The sequence below is a fragment of the Streptomyces sp. HD genome, assembly GCF_028369295.1.
Taxonomy (GTDB): Bacteria; Actinomycetota; Actinomycetes; order Streptomycetales; family Streptomycetaceae; genus Streptomyces.
On record NZ_JAQMYP010000051.1, the window covers coordinates 52,733 to 78,183 of the forward strand.

14 protein-coding genes and 1 tRNA gene are annotated in these 25,451 nt (G+C 70.0%); 4 read left to right on the plus strand and 11 right to left on the minus strand.

Annotated features, from left to right (window positions below; genetic code table 11):
- Window positions 1-25: 25 nt before the first annotated feature.
- The 3 genes from POF73_RS36330 to POF73_RS36340 all read left to right on the plus strand — a co-directional run bounded on the left by POF73_RS36330 (window position 26) and on the right by POF73_RS36340 (window position 6,986).
- Window positions 26-5,056, plus strand: coding sequence for an ATP-dependent helicase (locus POF73_RS36330; protein WP_272123468.1), 5,031 nt, complete (start codon window positions 26-28; stop codon window positions 5,054-5,056).
- Between the two features lie 215 nt (window positions 5,057-5,271).
- On the plus strand, window positions 5,272-6,189 hold the full coding sequence (locus POF73_RS36335) for a DNA-formamidopyrimidine glycosylase family protein (RefSeq protein ID WP_272123469.1): 918 nt from the start codon (window positions 5,272-5,274) through the stop codon (window positions 6,187-6,189).
- 32 nt (window positions 6,190-6,221) lie between these two features.
- Window positions 6,222-6,986 carry an SDR family NAD(P)-dependent oxidoreductase gene (locus tag POF73_RS36340; RefSeq protein ID WP_272123471.1) on the plus strand — a complete coding sequence of 255 codons (765 nt, stop codon included), beginning with the start codon at window positions 6,222-6,224 and terminating at the stop codon, window positions 6,984-6,986.
- Here the strand turns inward: POF73_RS36340 and POF73_RS36345 are convergent.
- The 9 genes from POF73_RS36345 to POF73_RS36385 all read right to left on the minus strand — a co-directional run bounded on the left by POF73_RS36345 (window position 6,934) and on the right by POF73_RS36385 (window position 21,347).
- Window positions 6,934-7,230: a hypothetical protein gene (locus POF73_RS36345; protein ID WP_272123472.1), complete on the minus strand. Its 297-nt coding sequence runs from the start codon at window positions 7,228-7,230 to the stop codon at window positions 6,934-6,936. The two genes, POF73_RS36340 and POF73_RS36345, sit on opposite strands and share 53 nt — an antisense overlap.
- A gap of 326 nt (window positions 7,231-7,556) precedes the next feature.
- Window positions 7,557-7,937, minus strand: coding sequence for a helix-turn-helix domain-containing protein (locus POF73_RS36350; RefSeq protein ID WP_030046881.1), 381 nt, complete (start codon window positions 7,935-7,937; stop codon window positions 7,557-7,559).
- A 109-nt stretch (window positions 7,938-8,046) separates the two neighbouring features.
- Window positions 8,047-8,592 carry a CinA family protein gene (locus tag POF73_RS36355; RefSeq protein WP_272123473.1) on the minus strand — a complete coding sequence of 182 codons (546 nt, stop codon included), beginning with the start codon at window positions 8,590-8,592 and terminating at the stop codon, window positions 8,047-8,049.
- A complete protein-coding gene (pgsA, locus tag POF73_RS36360) occupies window positions 8,589-9,362 on the minus strand; it encodes a CDP-diacylglycerol--glycerol-3-phosphate 3-phosphatidyltransferase (RefSeq protein WP_272123475.1) in 774 nt (257 codons plus the stop codon). Before pgsA ends, POF73_RS36355 begins: the two co-directional genes overlap by 4 nt.
- Window positions 9,359-10,840, minus strand: coding sequence for a 30S ribosomal protein S12 methylthiotransferase RimO (gene rimO / locus POF73_RS36365; RefSeq protein WP_272123476.1), 1,482 nt, complete (start codon window positions 10,838-10,840; stop codon window positions 9,359-9,361). Before rimO ends, pgsA begins: the two co-directional genes overlap by 4 nt.
- 94 nt (window positions 10,841-10,934) lie before the next feature.
- A complete protein-coding gene (locus POF73_RS36370; RefSeq protein WP_272123478.1) occupies window positions 10,935-11,771 on the minus strand; it encodes a helix-turn-helix domain-containing protein in 837 nt (278 codons plus the stop codon).
- A gap of 278 nt (window positions 11,772-12,049) precedes the next feature.
- Window positions 12,050-14,788, minus strand: coding sequence for a DNA translocase FtsK (locus POF73_RS36375; protein WP_272123481.1), 2,739 nt, complete (start codon window positions 14,786-14,788; stop codon window positions 12,050-12,052).
- Between the two features lie 159 nt (window positions 14,789-14,947).
- The gene (locus tag POF73_RS36380; protein WP_272123483.1) at window positions 14,948-15,628 is read right to left on the minus strand and encodes a response regulator; all 681 of its coding nucleotides are present in this window, start codon (window positions 15,626-15,628) and stop codon (window positions 14,948-14,950) included.
- A gap of 244 nt (window positions 15,629-15,872) precedes the next feature.
- On the minus strand, window positions 15,873-21,347 hold the full coding sequence (locus tag POF73_RS36385; RefSeq protein WP_272123485.1) for a HAMP domain-containing protein: 5,475 nt from the start codon (window positions 21,345-21,347) through the stop codon (window positions 15,873-15,875).
- A 377-nt stretch (window positions 21,348-21,724) separates the two neighbouring features.
- Here POF73_RS36385 and POF73_RS36390 point away from each other — a divergent pair, with 377 nt between their 5' ends.
- The gene (locus tag POF73_RS36390) at window positions 21,725-24,475 is read left to right on the plus strand and encodes a SpoIIE family protein phosphatase (protein ID WP_272123487.1); all 2,751 of its coding nucleotides are present in this window, start codon (window positions 21,725-21,727) and stop codon (window positions 24,473-24,475) included.
- Between the two features lie 58 nt (window positions 24,476-24,533).
- Here POF73_RS36390 and POF73_RS36395 read toward each other — a convergent pair.
- A tRNA-Thr gene (locus tag POF73_RS36395) sits at window positions 24,534-24,609 on the minus strand.
- Window positions 24,610-24,686: 77 nt separating this feature from the next.
- Window positions 24,687-25,349: a DegT/DnrJ/EryC1/StrS family aminotransferase gene (locus POF73_RS36400; protein WP_272123494.1), complete on the minus strand. Its 663-nt coding sequence runs from the start codon at window positions 25,347-25,349 to the stop codon at window positions 24,687-24,689.
- Window positions 25,350-25,451 lie beyond the last annotated feature (102 nt).

Sequence of the window (25,451 nt, forward strand, 5' to 3'; positions counted from 1 at the left end):
CAGTCCTCGGGTGCAGGATGGACGCATGGTCAGCAATCCGCACCGAGCCCTAGCCGGCTTCTCTCCCGCGACCCGCGGCTGGTTCACGGGCGCCTTCTCCGCGCCCACCGCAGCCCAGGCAGGAGCGTGGCAGGCCATCAACGAGGGCTCGGACGTGCTGGTCGTAGCCCCCACCGGCTCCGGCAAGACCCTGGCCGCCTTCCTCGCCGCCCTGGACCAGCTGGCCTCCACACCCCCACCGGCCGATCCCAAGAAACGCTGCCGAGTCCTCTACGTCTCCCCCCTCAAGGCCCTCGCCGTAGACGTCGAGCGCAACCTTCGCAGCCCCCTGACCGGCATCCGCCAGGAATCCGTACGTCTGGGCCTCCCCGAACCAGAGGTGAAGGTCGGCATCCGCTCGGGCGACACCCCCGCCGCAGAGCGCCGAGCCCTGTCGACCCGCCCCCCGGACATCCTGATCACCACCCCCGAGTCCCTGTTCCTGATGCTGACGTCGGCCACCCGCGACGCCCTGACCGGCATCGAGACGGTGATCCTGGACGAGGTCCACGCGGTGGCGGGCACCAAGCGCGGCGCCCATCTCGCGCTCACCCTGGAGCGCCTGGACGAGCTCCTGCCGAAGCCGGCCCGCCGCATCGGCCTCTCCGCGACCGTCCGCCCGGTCGACGAGATCGCCCGCTACCTCTCACCCCGCCGCAGGGTGGAGATCGTCCAGCCGAAGTCGGGCAAGGAGTTCGACCTCTCGGTCGTGGTCCCGGTAGAAGACCTCGGTGAGCTCGGCGGCTCCCCGGTGGCAGACGGCTCCGAAGGCAAGGAACGCCCCTCGATCTGGCCCCACGTCGAGGAACGCATCACTGACCTGGTCCAGTCCCACCGCTCCACTATCGTCTTCGCCAACTCCCGCCGCCTCGCGGAACGCCTCTGCAACCGCCTCAACGAGATCGCCTACGAGCGCGCCACCGGCGAAACCCTGGACGAGCACCACGCCCCGGCCGAACTCATGGGCGGCTCCGGCGCGGCCCAGGGCGCGCCCCCGGTGATCGCCCGAGCCCACCACGGCTCGGTCTCCAAGGAACAGCGCGCCCTGGTCGAGGAGGACCTCAAGGCGGGCCGCCTCCCCGCGGTCGTAGCCACCTCCAGCCTCGAACTGGGCATCGACATGGGCGCCGTCGACCTCGTCGTCCAGGTCGAATCACCGCCCTCCGTGGCCTCCGGTCTCCAACGCGTCGGCCGCGCGGGACACCAGGTCGGCGCAGTCTCCACCGGCGTGGTCTTCCCGAAGTACCGCGGCGACCTGGTCCAGTCGGCGGTCGTCACCGAACGCATGCGCACCGGCGCCATCGAGTCCCTCAGGGTCCCCGCCAACCCCCTGGACGTCCTCGCCCAGCAGGTCGTCGCCATGACGGCGATGGACACCTGGCAGTTCGACGACCTCCTCGCCACCGTCCGCCGGGCCGCCCCCTTCGCGTCCCTCCCCGAGTCCGCATTCACCGCGGTCCTCGACATGCTCGCCGGCCGCTACCCGTCCGACGCCTTCGCCGAACTCCGCCCGCGCGTGGTGTGGGACCGCATCGCCGGCACGATCACCAGCCGCCCCGGCGCCCAGCGCCTCGCCGTCACCTCCGGTGGGACGATCCCCGACCGCGGCCTCTTCGGAGTCTTCCTCGCCGGCTCAGACCCCAAGAAGGGCGGCGGCCGGGTCGGCGAACTGGACGAGGAGATGGTCTACGAGTCCCGCGTCGGCGACGTCTTCACGCTCGGCACTAGCTCCTGGCGCATCGAGGACATCACGCGCGACCGCGTCCTGGTCTCCCCCGCCCCCGGCGTACCGGGCCGCCTGCCCTTCTGGAAGGGCGACCAGCTGGGCCGCCCGCTCGAACTGGGCCGCGCGGTGGGCGCGTTCCTGCGCGAGGTCGGCTCGCTGCCCAAGGAGGACGCCCGTCTGCGCCTGCTCGCCGCGGGCCTGGACGCATGGGCGGTGGACAACGTCCTCTCCTATCTCGACGAGCAGCGCGAGGCCTGCGGCCACGTCCCGGACGACCGCACGATCGTCGTCGAGCGTTTCCGCGACGAGCTCGGCGACTGGCGCGTCGTCGTGCACTCCCCCTTCGGCGCCCAGGTCCACGCCCCCTGGGCCCTCGCCCTCGGCGCGAAGCTCTCCGAGCGGTACGGCATGGACGCGCAGGTCATGCACGCCGACGACGGCATCGTGCTGCGCCTGCCCGACGCCGACCTCATGGGCCTGGACCTCCTGGATCAGGAACCGCGAAAAGCCGGCACGGAGTACGACGCCGACCAGGCGCCCGTCGGCGCGGCGGACGTCGTCTTCGACAAGGGCGACGTCGACCAGCTCGTCACCGACCAGGTCGGCGGCTCGGCCCTGTTCGCGTCCCGCTTCCGCGAGTGCGCCGCCCGCGCACTGCTGCTCCCGCGCCGCAACCCCGGCAAGCGCACCCCGCTGTGGCAGCAGCGCCAGCGCGCCGCCCAACTGCTCCAGGTGGCCAGCGAGTTCGGCTCGTTCCCGATCGTCCTGGAAGCGGTCCGCGAGTGCCTCCAGGACGTCTTCGACGTCCCCGGACTCGTCGAGCTGATGGGCGACCTCGAATCCCGCAAGGTGCGCCTGGTCGAGGTCACCACCCCCGAGCCGTCCCCCTTCGCGCGCTCCCTCCTCTTCGGGTACGTCGCCCAGTTCCTGTACGAGGGAGACTCCCCGCTCGCCGAGCGCCGCGCCGCCGCCCTGTCGCTGGACTCACGGCTGCTGGCCGAGCTGCTCGGCCAGGCGGAGCTGCGCGAGCTGCTCGACGCCGAGGTGCTGACCGAGCTGGAGCGGGAGCTCCAGCGGCTCACCGAGGACCGCCGCGTCAAGGACGCCGAGGGCGTCGCGGACATCCTGCGCCTACTCGGCCCGCTCACCGACGCCGAGCTGGCCGAGCGCGGAGCCGAACCGCACTGGGCGCAGGAGCTGGCCGCCGCCCGCCGCGTCATCAAGGTCCGCATCGCCGGCACCGACCACTGGGCGGCCATCGAGGACGCGGGCCGTCTGCGCGACGCGCTCGGCACAGCCCTGCCGGTCGGCGTCCCCGAAGCCTTCACCGAGCCCGTGAAGGACCCCCTCGGCGACCTCCTCGCGCGCCATGCCCGCACCCACGGCCCGTTCACCTCCGCCACGGCAGCAGCCCGCTTCGGCCTGGGCGTGGCCATCACGGACGGCGCCCTCCAGCGGCTGGCGGCGAGCGGGCGGGTCGTCCAGGGCGAGTTCCACCCGGCCGGCATCGGCCAGGAGTGGTGCGACGCGGGGGTCCTGCGTCGCCTGCGCCGCCGCTCCCTGGCCGCCCTGCGGCACGAACTGGAGCCGGTGCCACCGACCGCGCTCGCGCAGTTCCTGCCGCAGTGGCAGCACATCGGCAAGGGCCACGGGCTGCGCGGCATCGACGGACTGGTGCGCGCCATCGAGCAGTTGCAGGGCGCGTCCGTGCCCGCGTCCGCCCTGGAGAAGCTCGTCCTGCCGTCCCGCGTCGCCGGCTACACCCCCGCGATGCTCGACGAGCTCACGGCAGCCGGCGAGGTCGTCTGGGCCGGCGCGGGCTCACTCCCCGGCAAGGACGGCTGGGTCTCCCTCTACATGGCGGACGCGGCCCCCCTGCTTCTGCCGCAACCCCACCCTCTGGAGCTCACGGCGCTGCACCAGTCCGTCCTGGACACCCTCTCCGGCGGCTACGGCCTGTTCTTCCGCCAGATCGCCGACCAGATCCGCGCCACCACCCACCCCGACGCCACCGACCCCCAACTCGCCGACGCCCTCTGGGAACTGGCCTGGTCGGGCCGCCTCACCAACGACACACTCGCCCCCATGCGCTCCCTGCTGGGCTCGGGCCGCACCGCCGGCTCCACGGCCCACCGCGCCAAGCGCACCATCCCCCGAGGACGCTACGGCTCCCTCACCTCCGCCGCCCGCCCCGCCTCCCGCACCGGCCCCCCGACGGTCGCCGGCCGCTGGTCCCTGCTGCCGGCACACGAACCCGACCCCACCGTCCGCGCCCACGCCCTCGCCCGCACCCTCCTCGACCGGCACGGCGTCGTGACCCGGGGAGCGGTCACCGCCGAGGGCGTCGAGGGCGGCTTCTCGGCGACGTACCGCATCCTGTCCGCCTTCGAGGAGAGCGGCCAGGCACGACGCGGCTACGTGGTCGAAGGTCTCGGCGCCGCCCAGTTCGCCATGGACGGCGCGGTGGACCGCCTCCGCGCGGTGTCCAACGCCCGCGACCGAGGCGAGGACCTGCCCGGCCCGGTCACCCCCGACACCTTCGCCCCACCCGGCGGCCCCGCAGCCCTCGGCACCTACGGCCCTGGCACCACCGGCACAGCCGACGATCACGGCACAGCCGATGACTTCGGCACTTCTGAAGCCCCCCGCTCCCACGACAACCCCGACCACGACAACCCCGACGGCACCCCCACCTACGACATCCCCGACCTCGACCACGACTTCCTGGACGCCCACCTCGGCCCGAGCGAGTGGGTCTCCCCTCGCGATCTCGCCCCCCAGGACGACCAGCGCACCGGACATGCCCCCGTGTGGCACAACGGCGGCACCCCGTACGGTTCCAGCCCCGGATCCGGCCCCGGTTTCGCCTCCCGCCGCAACCGCCCCGGCCCCGGCCCCGACACCCGAGCCGTCGTCCTCGCCGCCGCCGACCCCGCGAACGCATACGGCGCAGCCCTCGCCTGGCCCGAGCCTCCCACCGGCGCCGGCCACAAACCGGGCCGCAAGGCAGGCTCCCTGGTCGTGCTCGTCGACGGCGAACTCACCCTCTACATGGAACGCGGCGGCAAAACCCTGCTGGCCTGGCCCTCGGCCCCGGACATCGACCCCACCGACGACCCCCGCCTGCACACGGCAGCCGAGGCCCTCGCCACAGCCGCCCGAGCGGGCTCCCTCGGCACGGTCACGGTGGAACGCGTGAACGGCGCCGCGGCCCTGACCTCCCCCATCGGCACCCTCCTGGAAGGAGCGGGCTTCATCGCGACCCCCAGAGGCCTTCGCCTACGCGCCTGACCCGCACCGCCCCGGACAGCCGTCCCCCGGACCACCGTCACCCGCCGCCCCACGCCGCACACCCAACCCACGCAGACGCAGACGCACACGCGCCCCAGCCCCGACCCCGCCTCCCCCAGACCCAGCCCCGCACAGGCACAGGAACCCGCACCCGCACCCGCACCCGCACCCGACCAGCGCCCCCAGGCCCCACCCCCGCATGCCACCCTTGACCCATGCCCGAAGGAGATACGGTCTGGCAAACCGCGAAGCGTCTGCACACCGCCCTCGCGGGCAAGACGCTGACCCGCACCGACTTCCGGGTACCGAAGTACGCCACGGTGGACCTCACGGGCCGCACCGTCCTGGACGTCATCGCACGCGGCAAACACCTCCTCACCCGCATCGAGGGCGGCCTCACCATCCACTCGCACCTCGGCATGGAAGGCTCCTGGAAGGTGTACGCCGACCAGCAGCGCTGGACAGGCGGCCCCGCCCACCAGATCCGCATAGTCCTCACCGCTGCCTCCGTCGGCCCCGCCACCCCCGATCCCGACGCGGCAGACGCCACCGAGACCCGCCCCGCCGGCACAGCCACCCGCACAGCCGTCGGCTACCGCCTCCCCGTCCTGGACCTCCTGCGCACCACCGAGGAACACCGCGCCGTCGGCCACCTGGGCCCCGACCTCCTGGGCCCGGACTGGGACCCCGACCGCGCCCTCGCCAACCTGCTCACCGATCCCGCCCGCCCCCTCGGCGAGGCCCTGCTGGACCAGCGCAACCTCGCCGGCATCGGCAATGTCTACAAGAGCGAGCTCTGCTTCCTGCTCCGTGTCACGCCCTGGCTCCCCGTCGGCGCACTCCCCACCGAGCACACCGCCCAACTGCCCCTGCTCGCCAAGAAACTCCTGGAAGCCAACCGCGACCGCCCGATCCGCAGCACGACGGGCCGCCGCGGCCAGGACCTCTTCGTGTACTCCCGCGCCAACCGCCCCTGCCTGCGCTGCACCACCCCGATCCGCGCGGCCGGCCAGGGCGACGGCTCCCGCGAGCGCCCCACCTACTGGTGCCCGAACTGCCAGGCGGGCCCGGCCCCGAGCACAACGCCCGGCAGCACTCCACATCGCAGAACCCAACACCGTACGACTAATTGACGATCCGTCAGAACTCCTCGTACCGTCCCTTCATGGCCGTCAAGGCGTACGACCTCACCGGACGCACCGCATTCGTCACGGGCGCCGCCAGCGGTATCGGGCGCGCCTCGGCCGTCCTGCTCGCCGAGGCCGGCGCTGCCGTGCACTGTGCCGACCATGACGCACAGGGACTGCATGACACGGCGACCCTGATCAAGGCGAGCAGTGGCACCGCCCACACCCATCACCTCGACGTCACCGACCGCGACCAGCTCCACCGGGCCGTCGCATCCTGCGAGCGGCTGGACGTGATGGCCGCGGTCGCCGGGATCATGCACAGCAGCCCGGTCCTGGAGACCCGTGACGAAGACCTCGACCGGGTACTGAACGTCAACTTCAAGGGAGTGCTGTACGCCTGCCAGGAGGCGGCCCGCGCGATGCTCGCCCGGCGCATCAGGGGCAGCATCATCACCATGGCCTCGGGCGCCGTCGACACCGGCGGCCCCGGCCTGCTCTGCTACGGCGCGGCCAAGGCGGCCGTCGTACAGCTGACGAAGACGCTGGCGACGGAGATGGGGCCGCACGGCATCCGCGTCAACGCGGTCGCCCCGGGCTGGATCCGCACCCCCATGACCGACCGCCACGACACCGCGGCACAGACCCACACCGAGGCGCTGATGGCCCGGATGTCACCGCTGGGCCGCGTCGGCGAACCGGAGGACATCGCACACGCGGTGCTGCACCTGGCGTCCGACGCGTCGTCCTTCACCACGGGCCAGATCCTGCGTCCGAACGGCGGTGTGGCGATGCCTTGGTAGCCGGCGTCGGCCGTCCTGCCCGCCCCGCCCGCCAGGCCTCCACCCAGCGCCGTGGCTCGACGGCTCCCACAGCCCGCGCCTTCGCCACACAGTGCACCGGCAACAGGCTCAGCCCCCATCCTCCGGCGGCGACGGCCCCCTCCAGCACCCCGGCGTCCGGCACCAGCGCGAGCCGCAGCACGGCCCACCACCACAGCGCCCCGAACGCGAGGATCGCCCCCCAGCGCGCTATCGGCCGTGCCATTCACCCACCTCCAGCCCGAGGCTAGGCCGCCCGTTCACCCGCCGGGGAGGGCGCACCAACGGCACACAGGTGCAGCGCGGGCCAACGTCGTCACAGCGCGTCAGGCGCCGTCACACTCCTCCACGATGGCCTTCACACCCCGCCCCGGCAAACGGACCTCGAAGGCCCCGGACGTCGAAGGACCGGTATGTCGGACGGGCCCCGGAAGACCTCACACAGCGCGAAACCCCGGCCGCACTCCCCCAGGTGGTCCCCTGGAGAAGCCCCGGCCGGGGTCTCACACAACTCCTCAGCGCATGGTCAGCCCATGCGCACCGGCGTCACCGTCACGCGGCGACCACGTCCACCGCCTCGGAAGGCGCCTTGATGGTCACCCGTTCCGGTGGCACACCGGTCACCGACACAGAACCCAGCATCGGACGGACCGACGCCGGTACAGGCTCGCTGGGTGTGGCCGCAGCAGACTGGGCCAGCTCGGCGAGGGCGAGCTCGTCGCTCACTTCCCGCATGAGCTCGGACATCCGTACGTCCAGCGCGTCGCAGATCGCGGCGAGCAGTTCGGAGGAAGCCTCCTTCTGCCCCCGCTCCACCTCGGAGAGATAGCCGAGTGAAACTCGGGCGGACGAGGAGACTTCGCGCAGAGTACGGCCCTGGCGCTGGCGCTGCCGACGCAGCACGTCACCCAGCAGGCGACGGAGCAGAATCATCGGTGGCTCCCTCCTCGGACCGCGTAGCCGCATCCTTCACGCCCCACCGTACCGCCTTGCGCCGCGGCCGTGCGGGGAGCGATGTCGTGTTCACTAAGGGCTGCAAACATCAAAACCCCCCGTTCTGTTCCGTATCCTGTGTCCGCTCATTCCCAGTGTGTTCGCTCGCAAGCTCCTTCAGGAGCAGTGCGAGTACGCTCCGTACACTCTCCATACGAATTTCCGCGCGGTCGCCGTTCAACCGCAGGGCCTCCACTTTTCCGCCACCGGCAGAACCGGAACCGGGTCCGAAAGGCCCGGACACGGCGATGAAAACCGTCCCTACGGGCTGTCCGTCCTGCGTCTCGGGCCCTGCGACGCCGGTCGTCGCGAGCCCCCAGTCGGCCCCCAGAGCCTTCCGCACGCCGACCGCCATCTGGGCTGCCACCTGCGGATTCACCGCTCCGCGCTGCGCCAGTAGGGTGGCGTCGACCCCGAGCAGCTCGTGCTTCAGCTCGGTGGCGTAGGCGATCACCGAGCCCCTGAACGCCTTGGAGGCCCCAGGGGCGGCTGTGACTTCCGCCGCAACCAGGCCGCCCGTGAGCGACTCGGCGACCGCGAGCGTCTCACCCTTCACTGTGAGTAGTCGCACCACGTCGGCGGCCGTGGAACTCACGCTTCCGTCTCCTCCAACGCCGCCTTGCGCTCGGCGATTCCCTGCCTGCGCAGCACAATGGCTTGTCTCACATAGTCGAGCCCGGTCACCACGGTCAGGACGACCGCCGCAGCCATCACCCAGAACCTCAGAGTGGCCAGCCACCCCGTCAGCGCCAGGATGTACATCCCGACGGCCACGCCCTGCGTGAGGGTCTTGAGCTTGCCGCCCCGGCTCGCCGGGATCACGCCGTACCGGATAACCAGGAAACGCAGCAGAGTGATGCCGAGTTCCCGGCCGAGGATGACGGCCGTCACCCACCACGGCAGATCGCCCAGCGCGGACAGACAGATCAGCGCCGCTCCCATGATCGCCTTGTCGGCGATGGGGTCGGCGATCTTCCCGAAGTCGGTGACGAGGTCGTAGGCCCGCGCCAGATGACCGTCGAACAGGTCGGTGATCATGGCGATGGCGAAGGCCGCCCAGGCGAGCGAGCGCCACGCCGGGTCGTATCCGCCGTCGGCCAGCATCAGCGCGACGAAGGCGGGCACGAGGACCAGCCGGAGCATGGTCAGCAGGTTGGCGATGTTCCAGACGCTGGCCTGGTTGACGGCCGCGGCCGCGATCTTCCCGCCGCGCGCGGGCTTCGCACCGCCCGGGACGCCGGCTTCCGCGCCGCCGCCCGCCTTCGGGCCACCGCCACCGCCCTTGGCCGCACCCACCGCACTCGCCTTGCCCGGCGCACCCGCCGGGGAGGCGCCACCTGCGGCGGACGCCGGAACTCCGGTCATCTGCCCGCCTCCTCACTACACGCGAGCGTGCCCTGCAGCGGCTCGGCCACCAGGTCGACACCTTCCGTACCGACCACCTTCGCCTCGACCATACGACCGATGCTCAGCCCCGCGCCGCTCGTGAGCAGCACCTGGCCGTCCGTCTCCGGCGCCTGGTGCGCGCCACGGCCGTACGCGCCCTCCGTCGGGTCCTCGGCGCCGACCGCCTCGACGAGCACCTGCACGGTCTCCCCGAGGCGCTCCTCGGCGCGTTGCGAGACGAGCTCCTCGGCCAGCCGTGAGACATGCGCCAGCCGCTCGGCGACGACGTCCTCGTCGAGCTTGTTGTCGTACGTCGCAGCCTCCGTGCCGTCCTCGTCGGAGTAGCCGAAGACACCGATGGCGTCCAGCCGCGCGCCGTTCAGGAAGCGCTCCAGCTCCGCCAGGTCGGCCTCGGTCTCGCCGGGGAAGCCCACGATGAAGTTGGAGCGCACGCCGGCCTGGGGGGCCTTGCTGCGGATGGTGTCGAGCAGCTCCAGGAAGCGGTCGGTGTCGCCGAAGCGGCGCATCGCGCGCAGCACGTCGGGAGCGGAGTGCTGGAAGGAGAGGTCGAAGTAGGGCGCCACCTTGGGCGTGGACGTCAGTACGTCGATCAGCCCGGGCCGCATCTCGGCCGGCTGGAGGTAGCTGACACGTACACGCTCGATGCCGTCGACCTCCGCCAGCTCCGGCAGCAGGGACTCCAGCAGCCGGATGTCGCCGAGGTCCTTGCCGTACGAGGTGTTGTTCTCGGAGACCAGCATGATCTCCTTCACGCCCTGTTCGGCCAGCCAGCGCGTCTCGTTCAGCACGTCGCTGGGCCGGCGCGAGATGAAGGAGCCGCGGAAGGACGGGATGGCGCAGAAGGAGCAGCGCCGGTCGCAGCCGGAGGCGAGCTTCACCGAGGCGACCGGGGAGCCGTCGAGGCGGCGGCGCAGGGGCGCACGCGGGCCCGAGGCGGGCGCGAGGCCCTCCGGCAGGTCCACCGGGGCGTGCCCGGGCAGCGCGACGTCGGCCGCGGACTCCTGCCGCTCGGCGGGGCTGATCGGCAGCAGCTTGCGCCGGTCACGCGGGGTGTGCGCGGCGTGGATGCCGCCGTTCAGGATGGTCTGGAGGCGGTCCGAGATGTTCGAGTAGTCGTCGAAGCCGAGCACGCCGTCGGCCTCGGGAAGAGCCTCCGCGAGCTCCTTGCCGTACCGCTCGGCCATGCAGCCCACCGCCACGACGGCCTGGGTTCTTCCATGGCCCTTGAGATCGTTGGCCTCCAGGAGCGCGTCGACGGAGTCCTTCTTGGCGGCGTCGACGAAGCCGCACGTGTTGACCACGGCGACATCCGCGTCCTCGGCGTCCTCGACGAGATCCCAGCCGTCCGCCTCCAAACGGCCTGCGAGCTCCTCCGAGTCCACCTCGTTACGGGCGCAGCCAAGAGTGACGAGTGCGACGGTACGGCGTTCAGGCATGGGCTCAAGACTACTTTGTCTCACTGACACCCCACGTCGACGGGGTTGGCCGATCTTGGCCAACCCCGTCCTCAGCTCACCCCTTCAGCCGGACTTATCCGGCCTGCGGGTCGCCCTTCGTGTATGTGAGGCGCTCCACGGCGCCCGGCTGCCAGTCGTCATCGATCTTCTTGCCGTTGACATACAGGTCGATCGCACCCGCGTCACCGAGGACGAGGTTGATCTTCTCGCTGTCCTGGAAGGTCTTGGAGTCGCCCTGCTTGAGCAGGTCGTCGAAGAGCAGCCGACCGTTGTGGTCCTTGACCCCGACCCAGCTCCTGCCGTCAACGGCGGTGACCTGGACGGTCACCTTGTCCTGCGGGACGGCTGCGATGGCGCTGTCCGACGGCTCCGGCTTCGGGTCCTTGGGCTTGTCGGTCTTCGGGGTGGGCGTGGTCTTGCCGGCGGTCGGCGTGGAGCCGCCCTCGGCGACCGACGACTTACCGCCCCCGTCATCACCCTTGAACGCGGTGAACCCGACGAACCCGATCACCGCGACGATCGCGGCGACCATGGCCGCGGTCCAGTTGGGCCCCCGTCGTTCAGGACGGATGCGTTCCGCCTCGAACAGCGGGGCAGCCGGCGTCGGCGCCGGTCGTCCGCCGTGCGAGGCGTCGTACTGGGCGAGAAGTGCAGCCGGATCGACGTGGACGGCCTTGGCCAGGGTCCGGATGTGGCCTCTGGCGTACACGTCGCCCCCGCAGGGAGCGAAGTCGTCCGCCTCGATGGCATGCACGATGGCGATGCGGACCCGGGTGGCGCTGCTGACGTCGTCGACGGTCAGCCCGGCGTCGATACGTGCCTGCTGGAGTGCACGGCCGATCGAGGGGCGGGCTTCCTCGGACACGTCTTCGAACGGACGCTCGTCTTCAGGGGAGTTGCCGATGGACACGGGGGCGCCTTTCGAGCGTTTAAGCCACCTGTGCTGGAGGTTCAGTCTAGGGGGGGTACGAAAGGGTGGGGCAACCGGGCGGTGGGACTTTATACGCCATCAGAATGGCCGGACACGCTGATGGTGGGGCACGAGATTGTCGCTTCCCTCAACTTGACGTACGCCGAAGGGGAACGGTTGCTCAATGATCCCTTACGGGTGAGTCACGATCCGACATCGACGCATCACCCACCCGGCCACCAGGCGACCACCACGTCCGTTTCCGCCCCGGACTCCCTTTAAGCCTCCCCGCGGATCACGGCAAGCACTCCGTCCAGCTCATCAGGTTTCACAAGAACGTCACGAGCCTTGGAGCCCTCACTGGGCCCGACGATGCCCCGCGACTCCATGAGGTCCATCAACCGCCCGGCCTTGGCGAACCCGACCCGCAGCTTGCGCTGCAGCATCGACGTCGACCCGAACTGCGTGGAGACCACCAGCTCGGCCGCCTGGCACAGCAGGTCGAGATCGTCGCCGATCTCCTCGTCGATCTCCTTCTTCTGCTTGGTCCCTACGACGACGTCCTCCCGGAAGACCGGCGTCATCTGGTCCTTGCAGTGCTGGACGACCGCCGCGACCTCCTCCTCGGTCACGAACGCGCCCTGCATACGCGTCGGCTTGTTCGCCCCCATGGGCAGGAACAGTCCGTCGCCCTTGCCGATCAGCTTCTCGGCGCCGGGCTGGTCGAGGATGACGCGTGAGTCGGCGAGCGACGACGTGGCGAAGGCAAGCCGTGAGGGGACGTTCGCCTTGATCAGGCCGGTGACGACGTCGACCGACGGCCGCTGCGTGGCGAGCACCAGGTGGATGCCCGCCGCACGCGCGAGCTGCGTGATACGCACGATCGCGTCCTCGACGTCACGCGGCGCGACCATCATCAAGTCGGCGAGCTCGTCGACGATCACCAGCAGGTACGGGTAGGGCTGAAGCTCGCGCTCACTGCCCTCCGGCGCCTTCACCTTGCCGTTGCGTACGGCTTCGTTGAAGTCGTCGATGTGCCGATAGCCGTACGCGGCCAGATCGTCGTAGCGAAGATCCATCTCGCGTACGACCCACTGGAGCGCCTCGGCGGCCCGCTTCGGGTTGGTGATGATCGGCGTGATCAGGTGCGGAATGCCCTCGTAGGCGGTCAGCTCGACGCGCTTGGGGTCGACGAGGACCATGCGGACGTCCTCGGGGGTCGCCCGCATCATCACCGAAGTGATCAAGCAGTTAATGCACGACGACTTACCGGAACCGGTCGCACCGGCCACCAGCACATGGGGCATCTTCGCGATGTTGGCCATCACATAGCCGCCCTCGACGTCCTTGCCGAGCGCGACCAGCATCGGATGGTCGTCCTCGGCGGCGGCCGCCAGGCGCAGCACGTCACCGAGGTTGACCATCTCGCGGTCGGTGTTGGGGATCTCGATGCCGACCGCGGACTTGCCGGGGATCGGGCTGATGATCCGCACGTCCGGGCTGGCGACTGCGTACGCGATGTTCTTGGTGAGCGCGGTGATCCGCTCGACCTTCACGGCGGGCCCGAGCTCGACCTCGTAGCGCGTGACCGTCGGCCCGCGCGTGAAGCCGGTGACGCGGGCGTCGACCTTGAACTCGGAGAAGACCGTGGTGAGCGACTCGACGACGGCGTCGTTGGCGGCACTGCGCGACTTGCCCGGGCCGCCGCGCTCCAGGAGGTCGAGCGACGGGAGCGAGTAGGTGATGTCGCCGGACAGCTGGAGCTGTTCGGCGCGCGGAGGCAGGTCGCGGACCTCCTCGGGCGCGGACTTGGTGAGGTCGGGGACCCCGGACTTGGTGTTGTCCGGAACCTCGGTCTTGGGCAGCTTCTCCTGCTTGGGCCGCGCGGCCGGGACCGGCGTCGGCACCGGCGTGGTCTCCTCGCGGTCGCCGACGCTGACGCCCTGGGTGAGGTCGGCGACGATCGGCGAGGGCGGCATCCCGTGCATGACGGCGCCGTCGAGTGCCGCGGCGGCGGCCGCCGCGACGTCCACAGCGTCCATGGGACGGCCCATCTCGGGCTGCGGCACCGCGGAGCGCCTCGGACGCCCGCGACGCCGCGAGAGGGCCTCCTGCTCGGCGCCGTCGGGGTCGTACGCCTCAGGCGCCGGACCCCGCTTGCGGCCGCGCGACGCGGGCAGCGCCTCACGCCACTGGTCGTCGTAGCGCTGCTCGTCCTCGCTGTACTCCTCGCCCTCGTCGGGGTCGGGCAGGATGCCGAGCCTCACGCCCAACTGCCGCAGCCGCTGCGGAATGGCGTTGACCGGGGTGGCCGTGACGACCAGCAGACCGAAGATCGTGAGCAGCACCAGCAGCGGTACGGCGAGGACCTCGCCCATGGTGTACGTCAGCGGAGTCGCCGCACCCCAGCCGATCAGCCCGCCGGCGTCCCTTATGGCCTGCATGCCGGCGCTGCGGGCGGGCGAGCCGACGGCGATGTGGACCTGGCCGAGCACACCGATGACGAGCGCGGACAGGCCGATGACGATACGGCCGTTGGCCTCGGGCTTCTCGGGGTGCCGGATGAACCGCACGGCAATGACCGCGAGCAGTATCGGCACCAGCAGGTCGAGCCGGCCGAAGGCGCCGGTCACGATGATCTCGACGAGGTCGCCGACGGGGCCGCGCAGGTTGGACCAGGTGCCGGCGGCGACGATCAGCGCGAGGCCGAGCAGCAACAGCGCGATGCCGTCCTTGCGATGGGCGGGGTCGAGGTTCTTCGCGCCCTGCCCTATGCCGCGGAACACCGCGCCGACGGCATGCGCGAGCCCGAGCCAGACGGCGCGCACGAGCCGGTAGATACCCCCGGTGGGGTTGGGCGCGGGCTTCGGCGGCGCGGCTTTCTTCGCCGCGGCCTTCTTGGCCGGCGCCTTCTTCGCGGGTGCTTTCTTGGCGGCGGCCTTCTTCGCCGGAGCCTTCGCCGAAGCGGCCGCCTTCTTCGCGGGCGGCTTTTTGGCTGCGGAGGAACGTGAGGCCATGGAGGCGAGGTTACCGGTGAAGAAGACAGTGGACACGTGCGCCCACTGCTTCACCCGTTCGTGTCGCCCTTGCGGAGGCGGTGAACTGACGCCGGTTCACGGGCCGCTCACGCCCAGGACGGCCGGGCCGCCCGCCCGCCAACCGGCGCCGTCGAGAGGTCAGTTCTGCGAGGACACCGACGACGTGCTCCCGGTGCCCGGCTCCAGCGCGTCCAGCGCCCGCCGCAGTCCCGTGAGTTTGCGTTCGAGATGGGCGGCGGTGGCCACCGCCGCCGCGTCCGCGGACTCGTCGTCCAGCTGTTTGGAGAGCGCCTCGGCCTGCTCCTCGACCGCGGCGAGCCGGGCCGACAGCTCGGCCAGCAGACCCGCCGGCTCCTTGGAGTCGGCGCCCGCGGTCTTGCCGCCGCCCTCCAACTGGAGCCGCAGCAGCGCCGCCTGCTCACGCAGCTGGCAGTTCTTCATGTACAGCTCGACGAACACGGAGACCTTCGCCCGCAGCACCCACGGGTCGAACGGCTTGGAGATGTAGTCCACCGCGCCCGCCGCGTAGCCGCGGAAGGTGTGATGCGGGCCGTGATTGATCGCGGTGAGGAAGATGATCGGGATGTCCCTGGTCCGCTCCCGCCGCTTGATGTGCGCCGCGGTTTCGAAACCGTCCATTCCCGGCATCTGGACGTCCAGCAGAATGACCGCGAAGTCGTCTGTCAGAAGTGCCTTGAGCGCTTCCTCCCCGGACGATGCCCGCACCAGGGTCTGATCGAGCGCAGAGAGGATCGCCTCCAGCGCCAGCAGATTCTCCGGCCGGTCATCGACCAGGAGGATCTTGGCCTTCTGCACCATGGCCCGCCCTCCTCGCCCCGGCAGTGCACCGGGCTCCGCCCCAGGGGACGACTCCCTTACGCCGCCCGTCCTCGTGCCGGTCATGGTAGCCGCACCCCGCCTGTCGCCACACCCTGTCACCGCGATGTCACTGTGCACGTAGCAGAAACGCAGCAGGAGACCAGAAGGTTCCCCGAATACCGCACTTCTACACGGCCGCGAGCACACTGAGTCAGCAACTCCGCGTGAACACTGTCGCTTCCCGTCACTGATCCCTCATCCACTGGTTCATCACCGCCAGCAGATGATCAGGATCGACCGGCTTGGTGACGTAGTCGGAAGCGCCCGACTCGATCGCCTTCTCCCGGTCGCCCTTCATCGCCTTGGCCGTCAGCGCGATGATCGGGAGCCCTGCGAACTGCGGCATCCTGCGGATCGCCGTGGTCGTAGCGTATCCGTCCATCTCCGGCATCATGATGTCCATCAGCACGACCGCCACGTCGTCGTGCTGCTCCAGGACCTCGATGCCCTCCCGGCCGTTCTCGGCGTACAGCACGGACAGGCCGTGCTGCTCCAGGACACTGGTCAGCGCGAAGACGTTGCGGATGTCGTCGTCGACGATCAGCACCTTCTCACCGCCGAACCGGATGCCCCGGAGCGGCTGCGGCGCCACGTCCTGCTCCGCCGAGGTCCACTGCTCCTGCTGCGTCGGCCGCTGCTCCAGCTCGGACGCGGCCCGGCGGCGGCGCCTGAAGAGCGCGGCGGCGCCGTTCTGCGTCTCCCGGTACGACCGGACCTCGGCCGGCGTCTCGATCTCCACGTCGGACAGCTCCGACAGATCGGCCGCGGAGGCCACCAGGGCGCCCGCGTCGAGCGGCGGCAACTGCTGCTGGTATCCGTGCGGAGGCAGTTCGCTGGGGTGCAGCGGCAAATACAGCGTGAACGTCGATCCGCGTCCCGGCTCGCTCTGCGCGTGGATCTCCCCGCCGAGCAGCTGGGCGATCTCCCGCGAGATCGACAGCCCCAGCCCCGTACCGCCGTACTTGCGGCTGGTCGTGCCGTCCGCCTGCTTGAACGCCTCGAAGATCACCCGCATCTTGCTGGCCGCGATCCCGATGCCGGTGTCGGTCACCGAGAACGCGATCAGCGGCGCGTCCACCTCGGCCAGCGACCCGGTCTCCAGCAGCTGCTCCCGGATGACCTGGGGCACGTCCATCCCGGCGGGCCTGATGACCAGCTCGACCGAGCCGGAGTCGGTGAACTTCACCGCGTTCGACAGCAGGTTCCGCAGCACCTGCAGCAGCCGCTGTTCGTCGGTGTGCAGCGTGGCCGGCAGCTCCGGGGAGACCCGTACGGACAGGTCCAGGCCCTTCTCCGCGGTCAGTGGCCGGAAGGTGGCCTCCACGTAGTCCACGAGCTGGACGAGCGCGATGCGCGTCGGGGAGACGTCCATCTTGCCCGCCTCGACCTTCGACAGGTCGAGGATGTCGTTGATCAGCTGGAGCAGGTCGGAACCTGCGCCGTGGATGGTCTCGGCGAACTCGACCTGCTTCGGCGAGAGGTTGCCCTCCGCGTTGTCTGCGAGCAGCTTGGCCAGGATCAGCAGCGAGTTCAGCGGCGTACGCAGCTCGTGCGACATGTTGGCGAGGAACTCGCTCTTGTAGCGCATCGAGACGGCGAGCTGCTCGGCACGCTCCTCCAGGACCTGCCGCGCCTCCTCGATCTCGGTGTTCTTCACCTCGATGTCGCGGTTCTGCTGGGCCAGCAGCTCGGCCTTCTCCTCCAGCTCGGCGTTGGACGCCTGGAGGGCCTTCTGCCGGTTCTCCAACTCGGCCGAGCGCTCTCGCAGTTGCTCGGTCAGCTCCTGCGACTGCTTCAGCAGCACCTCGGTCTTGGTGTTGACCGAGATCGTGTTGACGCTGGTCGCGATCATCTCGGCGATCTGGTTCAGGAAGTCCTTCTGGATCTGCGTGAACGGCGTGAAGGAGGCCAGCTCGATCACGCCGAGCACCTTGCCCTCGAACAACACCGGAAGGACGATCACCTGCGCGGGAGGCGCCTCCCCGAGCCCCGAGGAGATCTTCAGATAGCCACTGGGCGCGTTCTCCACGAGGATCGTGCGCTTCTCCTCGGCCGCCGTCCCGATGAGCGCCTCACCCGGCCGGAAGGACGTCGGCATGGACCCCATCGAGTAGCCGTACGACCCGAGCATCCTCAGCTCGTACTGATCGTCGTTCTCGTTGGCCAGGTCCTTGCCGTCGAGGAGCGGCATGGCGACGAAGAACGCGCCGTGCTGCGCGGTCACCACCGGAGTCAGCTCGCTCATGATCAGCGAGGCCACGTCCTCCAGGTCCCGGCGACCCTGCATCAGGGCCGAGATCCGGGCCAGGTTGCCCTTGAGCCAGTCCTGCTCCTTGTTGGCGATCGTGGTGTCGCGCAGGTTGGCGATCATCTTGTTGATGTAGTCCTGGAGCTCCTGGATCTCGCCGGACGCGTCGACGTCGATCTTCAGGTTCAGGTCACCGCGGGTCACCGCGGTCGCCACGCGCGCGATGGCACGCACCTGCCGGGTGAGGTTCCCTGCCATTTCGTTCACGGACTCGGTGAGGTCGCGCCAGGTTCCGTCGACGTCACGCACGCGTGCCTGACCGCCGAGCTGTCCCTCCGTGCCCACCTCGCGGGCGACTCGGGTGACCTCCTCGGCGAAGGACGACAGCTGGTCGACCATCGTGTTGATCGTCGTCTTGAGTTCGAGGATCTCGCCGCGAGCGTCAATGTCGATCTTCTTGGTCAGGTCACCCTTGGCGATGGCGGTCGTGACCATGGCGATGTTGCGCACCTGACCGGTCAGGTTGGACGCCATCTGGTTCACGGACTCGGTGAGGTCCTTCCACGTACCGGCCACACCCGGCACATGCGCCTGACCACCGAGGATGCCGTCCGTACCCACCTCACGGGCCACCTTGGTGACCTGGTCGGCGAACGAACTGAGCGTCTTCACCATGGTGTTGAACGTGTCGGCGAGCTGCGCGACCTCGCCGCGCGCCTCGATCGTCACCGTCCGTGTCAGATCGCCGTTGGCGACGGCCGCCGCGACCTGGGAGATGTTCCGCACCTGCATGGTCAGGTTCTTGGCCATCAGGTTGACGTTGCCGCTGAGGTCCTTCCAGATACCCGTGATACCGGGTACGTGCGCCTGGCCGCCCAGGATGCCCTCGGTGCCCACCTCACGGGCCACCCGGGTCACCTGCTCGGCGAAGCTGGACAGCTGGTCGACCATGGTGTTGACCGTCGTGACGAGCTCAAGGATCTCGCCCTTCGCGTCAACAGTGATCTTCTTCGAGAGGTCGCCCTTGGCGACCGCGGTCGTCACCTCGGCGATGTTGCGCACCTGAATGGTCAGGTTGTTCGCCATGAAGTTCACGGACTGGGTGAGGTCCTTCCAGGTGCCGGAGACACCCTGCACCTCGGCCTGACCACCGAGCTGGCCCTCCGTACCCACCTCACGGGCGACCCTGGTGACCTCCTCCGCGAACGACGACAGCTGGTCGACCATCGTGTTCAGCGTGTTCTTCAGCTCCAGGATCTCGCCGCGCGCGTCGACGGTGATCTTCTGCGACAGGTCACCCCGGGCCACCGCCGTGGCGACCTGCGCGATGTTGCGGACCTGGGCGGTCAGGTTTCCTGCCATTCCGTTCACGGAGTCGGTCAGGTCCCGCCACACACCGGCGACGCCGGGCACCTGCGCCTGCCCGCCGAGACGCCCCTCGGTGCCCACCTCGCGGGCCACCCGGGTCACCTGGTCGGCGAAGCCGGAGAGCTGGTCGACCATCGTGTTGATGGTGTTCTTCAGCTCCAGGATCTCGCCGCGCGCGTCGACGTCGATCTTCTGCGAGAGGTCACCCCGGGCCACCGCCGTGGTCACCTGGGCGATCTGGCGCACCTGCGAGGTGAGGTTGCCGGCCATGAAGTTGACGGAGTCGGTGAGTTCCTTCCACGTACCCGACACGCCCGGTACGACCGCCTGACCGCCGAGACGGCCCTCCGTGCCCACGTCCCGGGCCATCCGCGTGACCTGGTCGGCGAAGGACGACAGCTGGTCCACCATCGTGTTCACGGTGTTCTTCAGCTGAAGCATCTCGCCGGAGACGTCCACCGTGACCTTCTGCGACAGGTCACCGTTGGCCACCGCCGTGGTCACCTGGGCGATGTTCCTCACCTGTCCGGTGAGATTCCGGAACGCCGTGTTGACGGAGTCCGTCAGGTCCTTCCACGTCCCCGCCGCACCCGGCACCTGCGCCTGGCCGCCGAGCTCACCCTCGACACCGACCTCACGCGCGACACGTGTGACCTCGGAACCGAACGCGGACAGCTGGTCGACCATGCCGTTGACGGTGTTCTTCAGCTCCAGCATCTCGCCGGCCACGTCGACCGTGACCTTCTGCGACAGGTCACCGCTGGCCACCGCCGTCGTCACCGCGGCGATGTCCCGCACCTGAGTGGTGAGGTTCCGGAACACGGTGTTGACGGAGTCCGTCAGGTCCTTCCACGTCCCCGCCGCGCCCGGCACGTTCGCCTGGCCGCCCAGCTGGCCCTCGGCGCCGACCTCGTTGGCGACACGCGTGACCTCGTCGGCGAAGATCCGCAGCGTCTCGGTCATCTGGTTGATCGTGGTCGCGAGCTGGGCGACCTCGCCGCGTGCCGAAACGGTCACCTTCTGCGACAGGTCACCGTTGGCGACCGCCGTGGTCACCTGTGCGATTCCTCGCACCTGCGCGGTCAGGTTGCCGGCCATCAGGTTCACCGAATCGGTGAGGTCCTTCCACACACCTGCCACACCCGGCACCTGCGCCTGCCCGCCGAGCTCACCCTCGGTGCCCACCTCGCGCGCGACTCGCGTCACCTCGGACGAGAAGGACGACAGCTGGTCCACCATCGTGTTGACGGTGTTCTTGAGCTCCAGCATCTCGCCGGCCACGTGAACCGTGACCTTCCTGGACAGGTCACCCTTGGCGACCGCCGTGGTCACCAGCGCGATGTCCCGCACCTGGGCCGTCAGCCGGTACGCCATCGTGTTGACGGAGTCCGTGAGGTCCTTCCATGAACCCGACATGCCACGCACGCGTGCCTGCCCGCCGAGCTTGCCCTCGGTACCGACCTCACTGGCCACCCGCGTGACCTCGTCGGTGAACGTGGACAGCTGATCGACAAGATTGTTCACAGTCCGGCCGACCTTGAGGAACTCGCCCCGCAGCGGATGCCCGGTCCCGTCGGGCGCCTGCGTCCGCAGCTCCATGCGCGGCGACAGATCACCCTCGGCCACCGCGGACAGCACCCGGCTGACCTCGGAGACGGGCCGTACGAGGTCGTCGACCAGCGCGTTGGAGTTGTCGACCGCGGTGGCCCAGGAGCCCTCGCAGGCGCCCGTCTCCAGCCGTTCCGTGAGCTTGCCCTCACGCCCGACCATGCGTCGCACCCGCGACAACTCACCCGTGAGGTGGAGATTCCGGTCGGCCACCTCGTTGAAGACGGCGGCGATCTCGGACATCACGCCGTCCCCGGACACCGTGAGCCGTTTCCGGAAGTTCCCGTCGCGCATCGACACCAGGGCCGTCAGCAGCCGGTTCAGGGCGGCCGTGTCCACCGCGGTGGTCCCGCCACGCGTCTTGCGCTCGTTCCTCAGGGACTGTCCGCCTTTCGCGCGCGTTTTAGTGCCCCGCGTCGCTGCGCCAGACTCCACTGTGTCCCTCCCGCAGGGGTCGACCGTTACTGCTGTGCTCGGGTTCTACTGCTCCGCGTGCCCGTTACTACTGGGTATTCCTGCCGGATGTACCAGGCCACACCACGTGCTGCTGCCCGCGGTACGCGAACGACACTCAGCCTGCCCGGACCTTCACAAGAAGCTTGCCCAGTGTTTCACCCTGGCTGAACCCGGCCATAACAGTTCGGCAGCTTCGCACATCGTCCGCACACCCTCTGGACGGAAACACTGCAGACCGGCATCCGCATGGACGGCGAAGGTAAGTAACCTTGCATGCGGCTGTCCAGCCGCGCCGGTCCGTCCGGCCTGGGCGGTGGCAGGAGGAGCACGAGCGGGCATCGGAGGGGCAGCCGGACATGACCACCGGACTGATCCCGGGGGGACCATCCCCGGACCGGCCGACGGACGCGCAGATGCCGCACCAGCGGCGCGAGCCGATCGGCCACGGAGCCCTGCACGTCGACAACCGGACGAGGAGTTCTGTGATCACCGCGCGCGCGGCAGCCAGCTTCGATCCCGTCGGGCGATCGGTGGCGAGCGCCCGCTCCTTCGTCCGCGACACCCTCCAGGGCTGGGGCTTCGCCGACATCGTCGACGACGCCGTAGTCCTCACCAGTGAACTGGTGACCAACGCCGTGGTGCACGCCGGCACGTCCGCGGACGTCCTGTGTCTGCGCAGTGACGACGGCGTACGGATCGAGGTGGCCGACCGGTATCCGGAGCGCGAGATCCCCCTCCAGGGCTCCCCGGTCAACATGGGCAGCCCCGACCGCGAGGGCGGCCGCGGCCTCCAGCTGTGCGCGGCCCTGTCCGGCCGCTGGGGCGTCGAGTACACCCCGACCCACAAGCAGGTCTGGTTCCAACTCGACCTCCCCGAACGCCCGGTGGGCACCCGCGCCGCAGGCCCGTCCCTGCCGTCCGACCTCCTCCCGCTCGCCGACAGCCGCGTCCGCGTCGCGGTGATCCAGATCGACCGTACGGGCGCCATCTCGTCCTGGAACGAGGACGCGGAGGATCTCTTCGGCTATGGGGCGGAGCAGGTCACCGGCAAGCCCCTGACCGACCTCGCGGCCTGGCCGCACACCCCGGGCACCAGCACGGGCATCGCGGAGGCGCTCCAGCTCTCCCGCTGGGAGGGCAGCTACGGCATAAGGGGCGCCAACGGCCGCGTCACCCCGGTCTACGCGTCCCACCTCCGCGTCCGCGACACGGGCGGCGAACCGTCCACGGTCTGCCTCCTGGTCCGCGACCACGAACGCGCGGTCCTGCAGACCCCGTTGCGCGTCCCGGCCTCCGACACGACCACCGGCACCGACGCCCAGAGCACCGACCCGTTCGAGGTGTTCATCGGCTCCCCGGCCCCGGACGACCTCGACGGCCTCCTCCAGCGCACGGTGGAACGCGCCCGCGACATGCTCGACGGCGACTCCGCGTTCCTGCTCCTGGCGACCGACGACGAAACGGAGTTGGAGGTCCGCGCCTCCACCGGCCTGCCGTCCGCCCGCCAGCGCTTCGCGCGCGTGCCCGTCGAAGCGGGCCCCGGCCGCTACGGCTCGGCCCGCATGCCGTCCGTCCACGAGGACCTCACGATGGTCCCCGGCGCCGTACCCCTATTGAGCGGCACGGGTATGCGCTCGGTCGTCACGGTCCCCCTGAAGGTCGAGGGACGCCTCACCGGCTCCCTGGGCGTCGCCGCCGAGGCCCCGAACCGGTACTCCAACGAAGAGGCGCTGCGCCTGCAGTTCGCCGCCGACCGCATCGCACTGGCGGTCGAGTCGGCCCGCCTCGGCGAACTGGAACGCCTGCGCCGTGGCTCCCTCAGCTTCCTCGTAGAGGCCTCCGACCTCCTCGCCGGCACCCTGGACCGCGACCAGACCCTGGCCCTGATGGCCCAGATGACGGTGCCGACCCTGGCCACCTGGTGCGCGGTCTACACGATCGCCGACCAGGCCTCGGAGCCCTACCTCTCGTACGTCCTGCATGAGGACGAGGAACTCATCGACGGCATTAAGTCGTTGCTCTCGAAGATCCCCCCGCCGGACCCGGTACCCACCCCCGGTGCACGCGTCTGGTCGGCCCCCGCCGAATCCGCCCACCAGGCGGCCCTGCGCACCTCCATGCGCAGCTTGGGCCTGGGCGAGCCGATCGGCCGCATCAGCGCGGGCATCGGCCCCACCCTGGCCACCGCGTCGGCCGTTGGTGGCGAGACGGTCGTACTGCCCCTGGTGGCCCGCAACCGGGTCATCGGCATGCTGACCCTCGGCAAGCCGACGGACGAACACTTCCGCCAGGAAATCCTGGAGCTGGCCGAGGACCTCTCCCGAAGGGCCGCCCTGGCCCTGGACAACGCCCGCCTCTATTCCGAGCGCACGGCCATCAGCCAGTCCCTCCAACGCAGCCTCCTGCCACCCGAGCTCCCCGAGATCGACGGCGTCGAGGTCGAGGTCATCTACCGCGCGGCCGGCGAGGGCAACGAGGTCGGCGGCGACTTCTACGACCTCTTCCCGATCAGCGACGGCGCCTACGGCTTCGCCATCGGCGACGTCTGCGGTACGGGCCCGAACGCGGCGGCGGTGACAGGCCTGGCCCGGCACGCCCTCCGGCTCCTCGCTCGCGAAGGCCTCAGCGGCCCGGCGGTGCTGGAGCGCCTGAACTCCGCGATCCTCGACGAGGGCGCCCGCAGCCGCTTCCTGACGCTCCTCTACGGCGAGTTGAGGCCGCAGGAGGACGGCAGCGCCGAGCTGAAGGTGGTCTGCGCCGGCCACCCGCTCCCGCTGCGCCTGCGCCAGGACGGCACGGTCGAGCCGGCCGCCGAGCCCCAGCCCCTGCTCGGCGTCATGGACGACCTGGAGCTCTACGAGCAGACGGTCACCCTCGACCCGGGTGACGTCCTCCTGTGCGTGACCGACGGTGTCACCGAACGCCGCGAGGGCAGCCGCATGTTGGGCGACGACGGCCTCACCGACGTCCTCACCACCTGCACGGGACTCACGGCCGGCGCGGTGGCGGCCCGCATCATGCGCGCGGTCGAACGCTTCGCCTCCGACGCCCCGTCCGACGACATGGCGATCCTGGCGATGCGCGTCCCCGGCATCCACAAGGACTGACGGAGGCAGGAAGAAGGGCATGAGAAAGGCCCCGCCCGAATGGGCGGGGCCTTCTGTGTGGAGCCCCCAAACGGAATCGAACCGTTGACCTTCTCCTTACCATGGAGACGCTCTACCGACTGAGCTATAGGGGCCTGCTGCCTTTTGCGAAGTTTCCCTCGCGGCAACGGAATAGATCATACCCTGAACGTGCCCGTGCTCCCAAATTCCCTCAGAAGGCGGGCTGAAGCAGTCCCCCGAGCGCATTGCAGGCAGAGACGATCCGCTGCATGTCCCGCTTCGTCAGCGAGGCGTCGACAGGCAGCGCCAACGTTTCATCAGCGGCACGCTCCGTCGCCGGCAGAGACACGCACCGCCGAAACTCCGGCAGCCGATGCACGGGCGTCTTCACCGGCACCCGGCACTCAACTCCTCGCGCCCGCACGGCCCGAGCGAAGGCATCACGGTCCGGCCGCCCGTTCCCCGGCACGCGGACGACGTACTGCTGGTAGGTGTGTCCGTCGCCACCATCGGGTGTGTGCACGCCCTTCAGCTTCGTATCCAGGTAGGAGGCCCGCTGCCTGCGCTGAGCGATCTCGTCGTACGGAGCCTCGGACTCCCCCTGCTCCAGCACCAACAGCCCATGCCGCTGCCCGATGTCATGCAACCGCGCGATATCGGCCGACCGACCAAAGCGGTGTACGGCAACGATGGCCGCCGTCCGCGGGTTGACGACCGCCTCGACGGCGACGGCGTCCAGACAGTAGGTGACCGGATCTATGTCCGCGAACACCGGCAGCGCCCCGGCCAGGACCACGGCTTCGGCGACTTCGACGTTCCCGAAGGCCGGTACGACAACCTCGTCACCGACTCCGACGCCGGCGGCCCTGAGCATTGCAGCAGTACCCATGTGGGGGATGTTGGTTGCGCAACGTGAACTTCAGGTGACGCACAACAAAAAAGGGTTGGACCCGGAACCGAAGTTCCAGGTCCAACC

Excerpts from the sequence above, each read along its gene's own strand:
- POF73_RS36330 (WP_272123468.1), top strand. The coding sequence starts at position 26 with ATGGTCAGCAATCCGCACCGAGCCCTAGCCGGCTTCTCTCCCGCGACC.
- POF73_RS36335 (WP_272123469.1), top strand. The coding sequence starts at position 5,272 with ATGCCCGAAGGAGATACGGTCTGGCAAACCGCGAAGCGTCTGCACACC.
- POF73_RS36340 (WP_272123471.1), top strand. The coding sequence starts at position 6,222 with ATGGCCGTCAAGGCGTACGACCTCACCGGACGCACCGCATTCGTCACG.
- POF73_RS36345 (WP_272123472.1), bottom strand. The coding sequence starts at position 7,230 with ATGGCACGGCCGATAGCGCGCTGGGGGGCGATCCTCGCGTTCGGGGCG.
- POF73_RS36350 (WP_030046881.1), bottom strand. The coding sequence starts at position 7,937 with ATGATTCTGCTCCGTCGCCTGCTGGGTGACGTGCTGCGTCGGCAGCGC.
- pgsA (WP_272123475.1), bottom strand. The coding sequence starts at position 9,362 with ATGACCGGAGTTCCGGCGTCCGCCGCAGGTGGCGCCTCCCCGGCGGGT.
- rimO (WP_272123476.1), bottom strand. The coding sequence starts at position 10,840 with ATGCCTGAACGCCGTACCGTCGCACTCGTCACTCTTGGCTGCGCCCGT.
- POF73_RS36375 (WP_272123481.1), bottom strand. The coding sequence starts at position 14,788 with ATGGCCTCACGTTCCTCCGCAGCCAAAAAGCCGCCCGCGAAGAAGGCG.
- POF73_RS36380 (WP_272123483.1), bottom strand. The coding sequence starts at position 15,628 with ATGGTGCAGAAGGCCAAGATCCTCCTGGTCGATGACCGGCCGGAGAAT.
- POF73_RS36390 (WP_272123487.1), top strand. The coding sequence starts at position 21,725 with ATGACCACCGGACTGATCCCGGGGGGACCATCCCCGGACCGGCCGACG.
- POF73_RS36400 (WP_272123494.1), bottom strand. The coding sequence starts at position 25,349 with ATGCTCAGGGCCGCCGGCGTCGGAGTCGGTGACGAGGTTGTCGTACCG.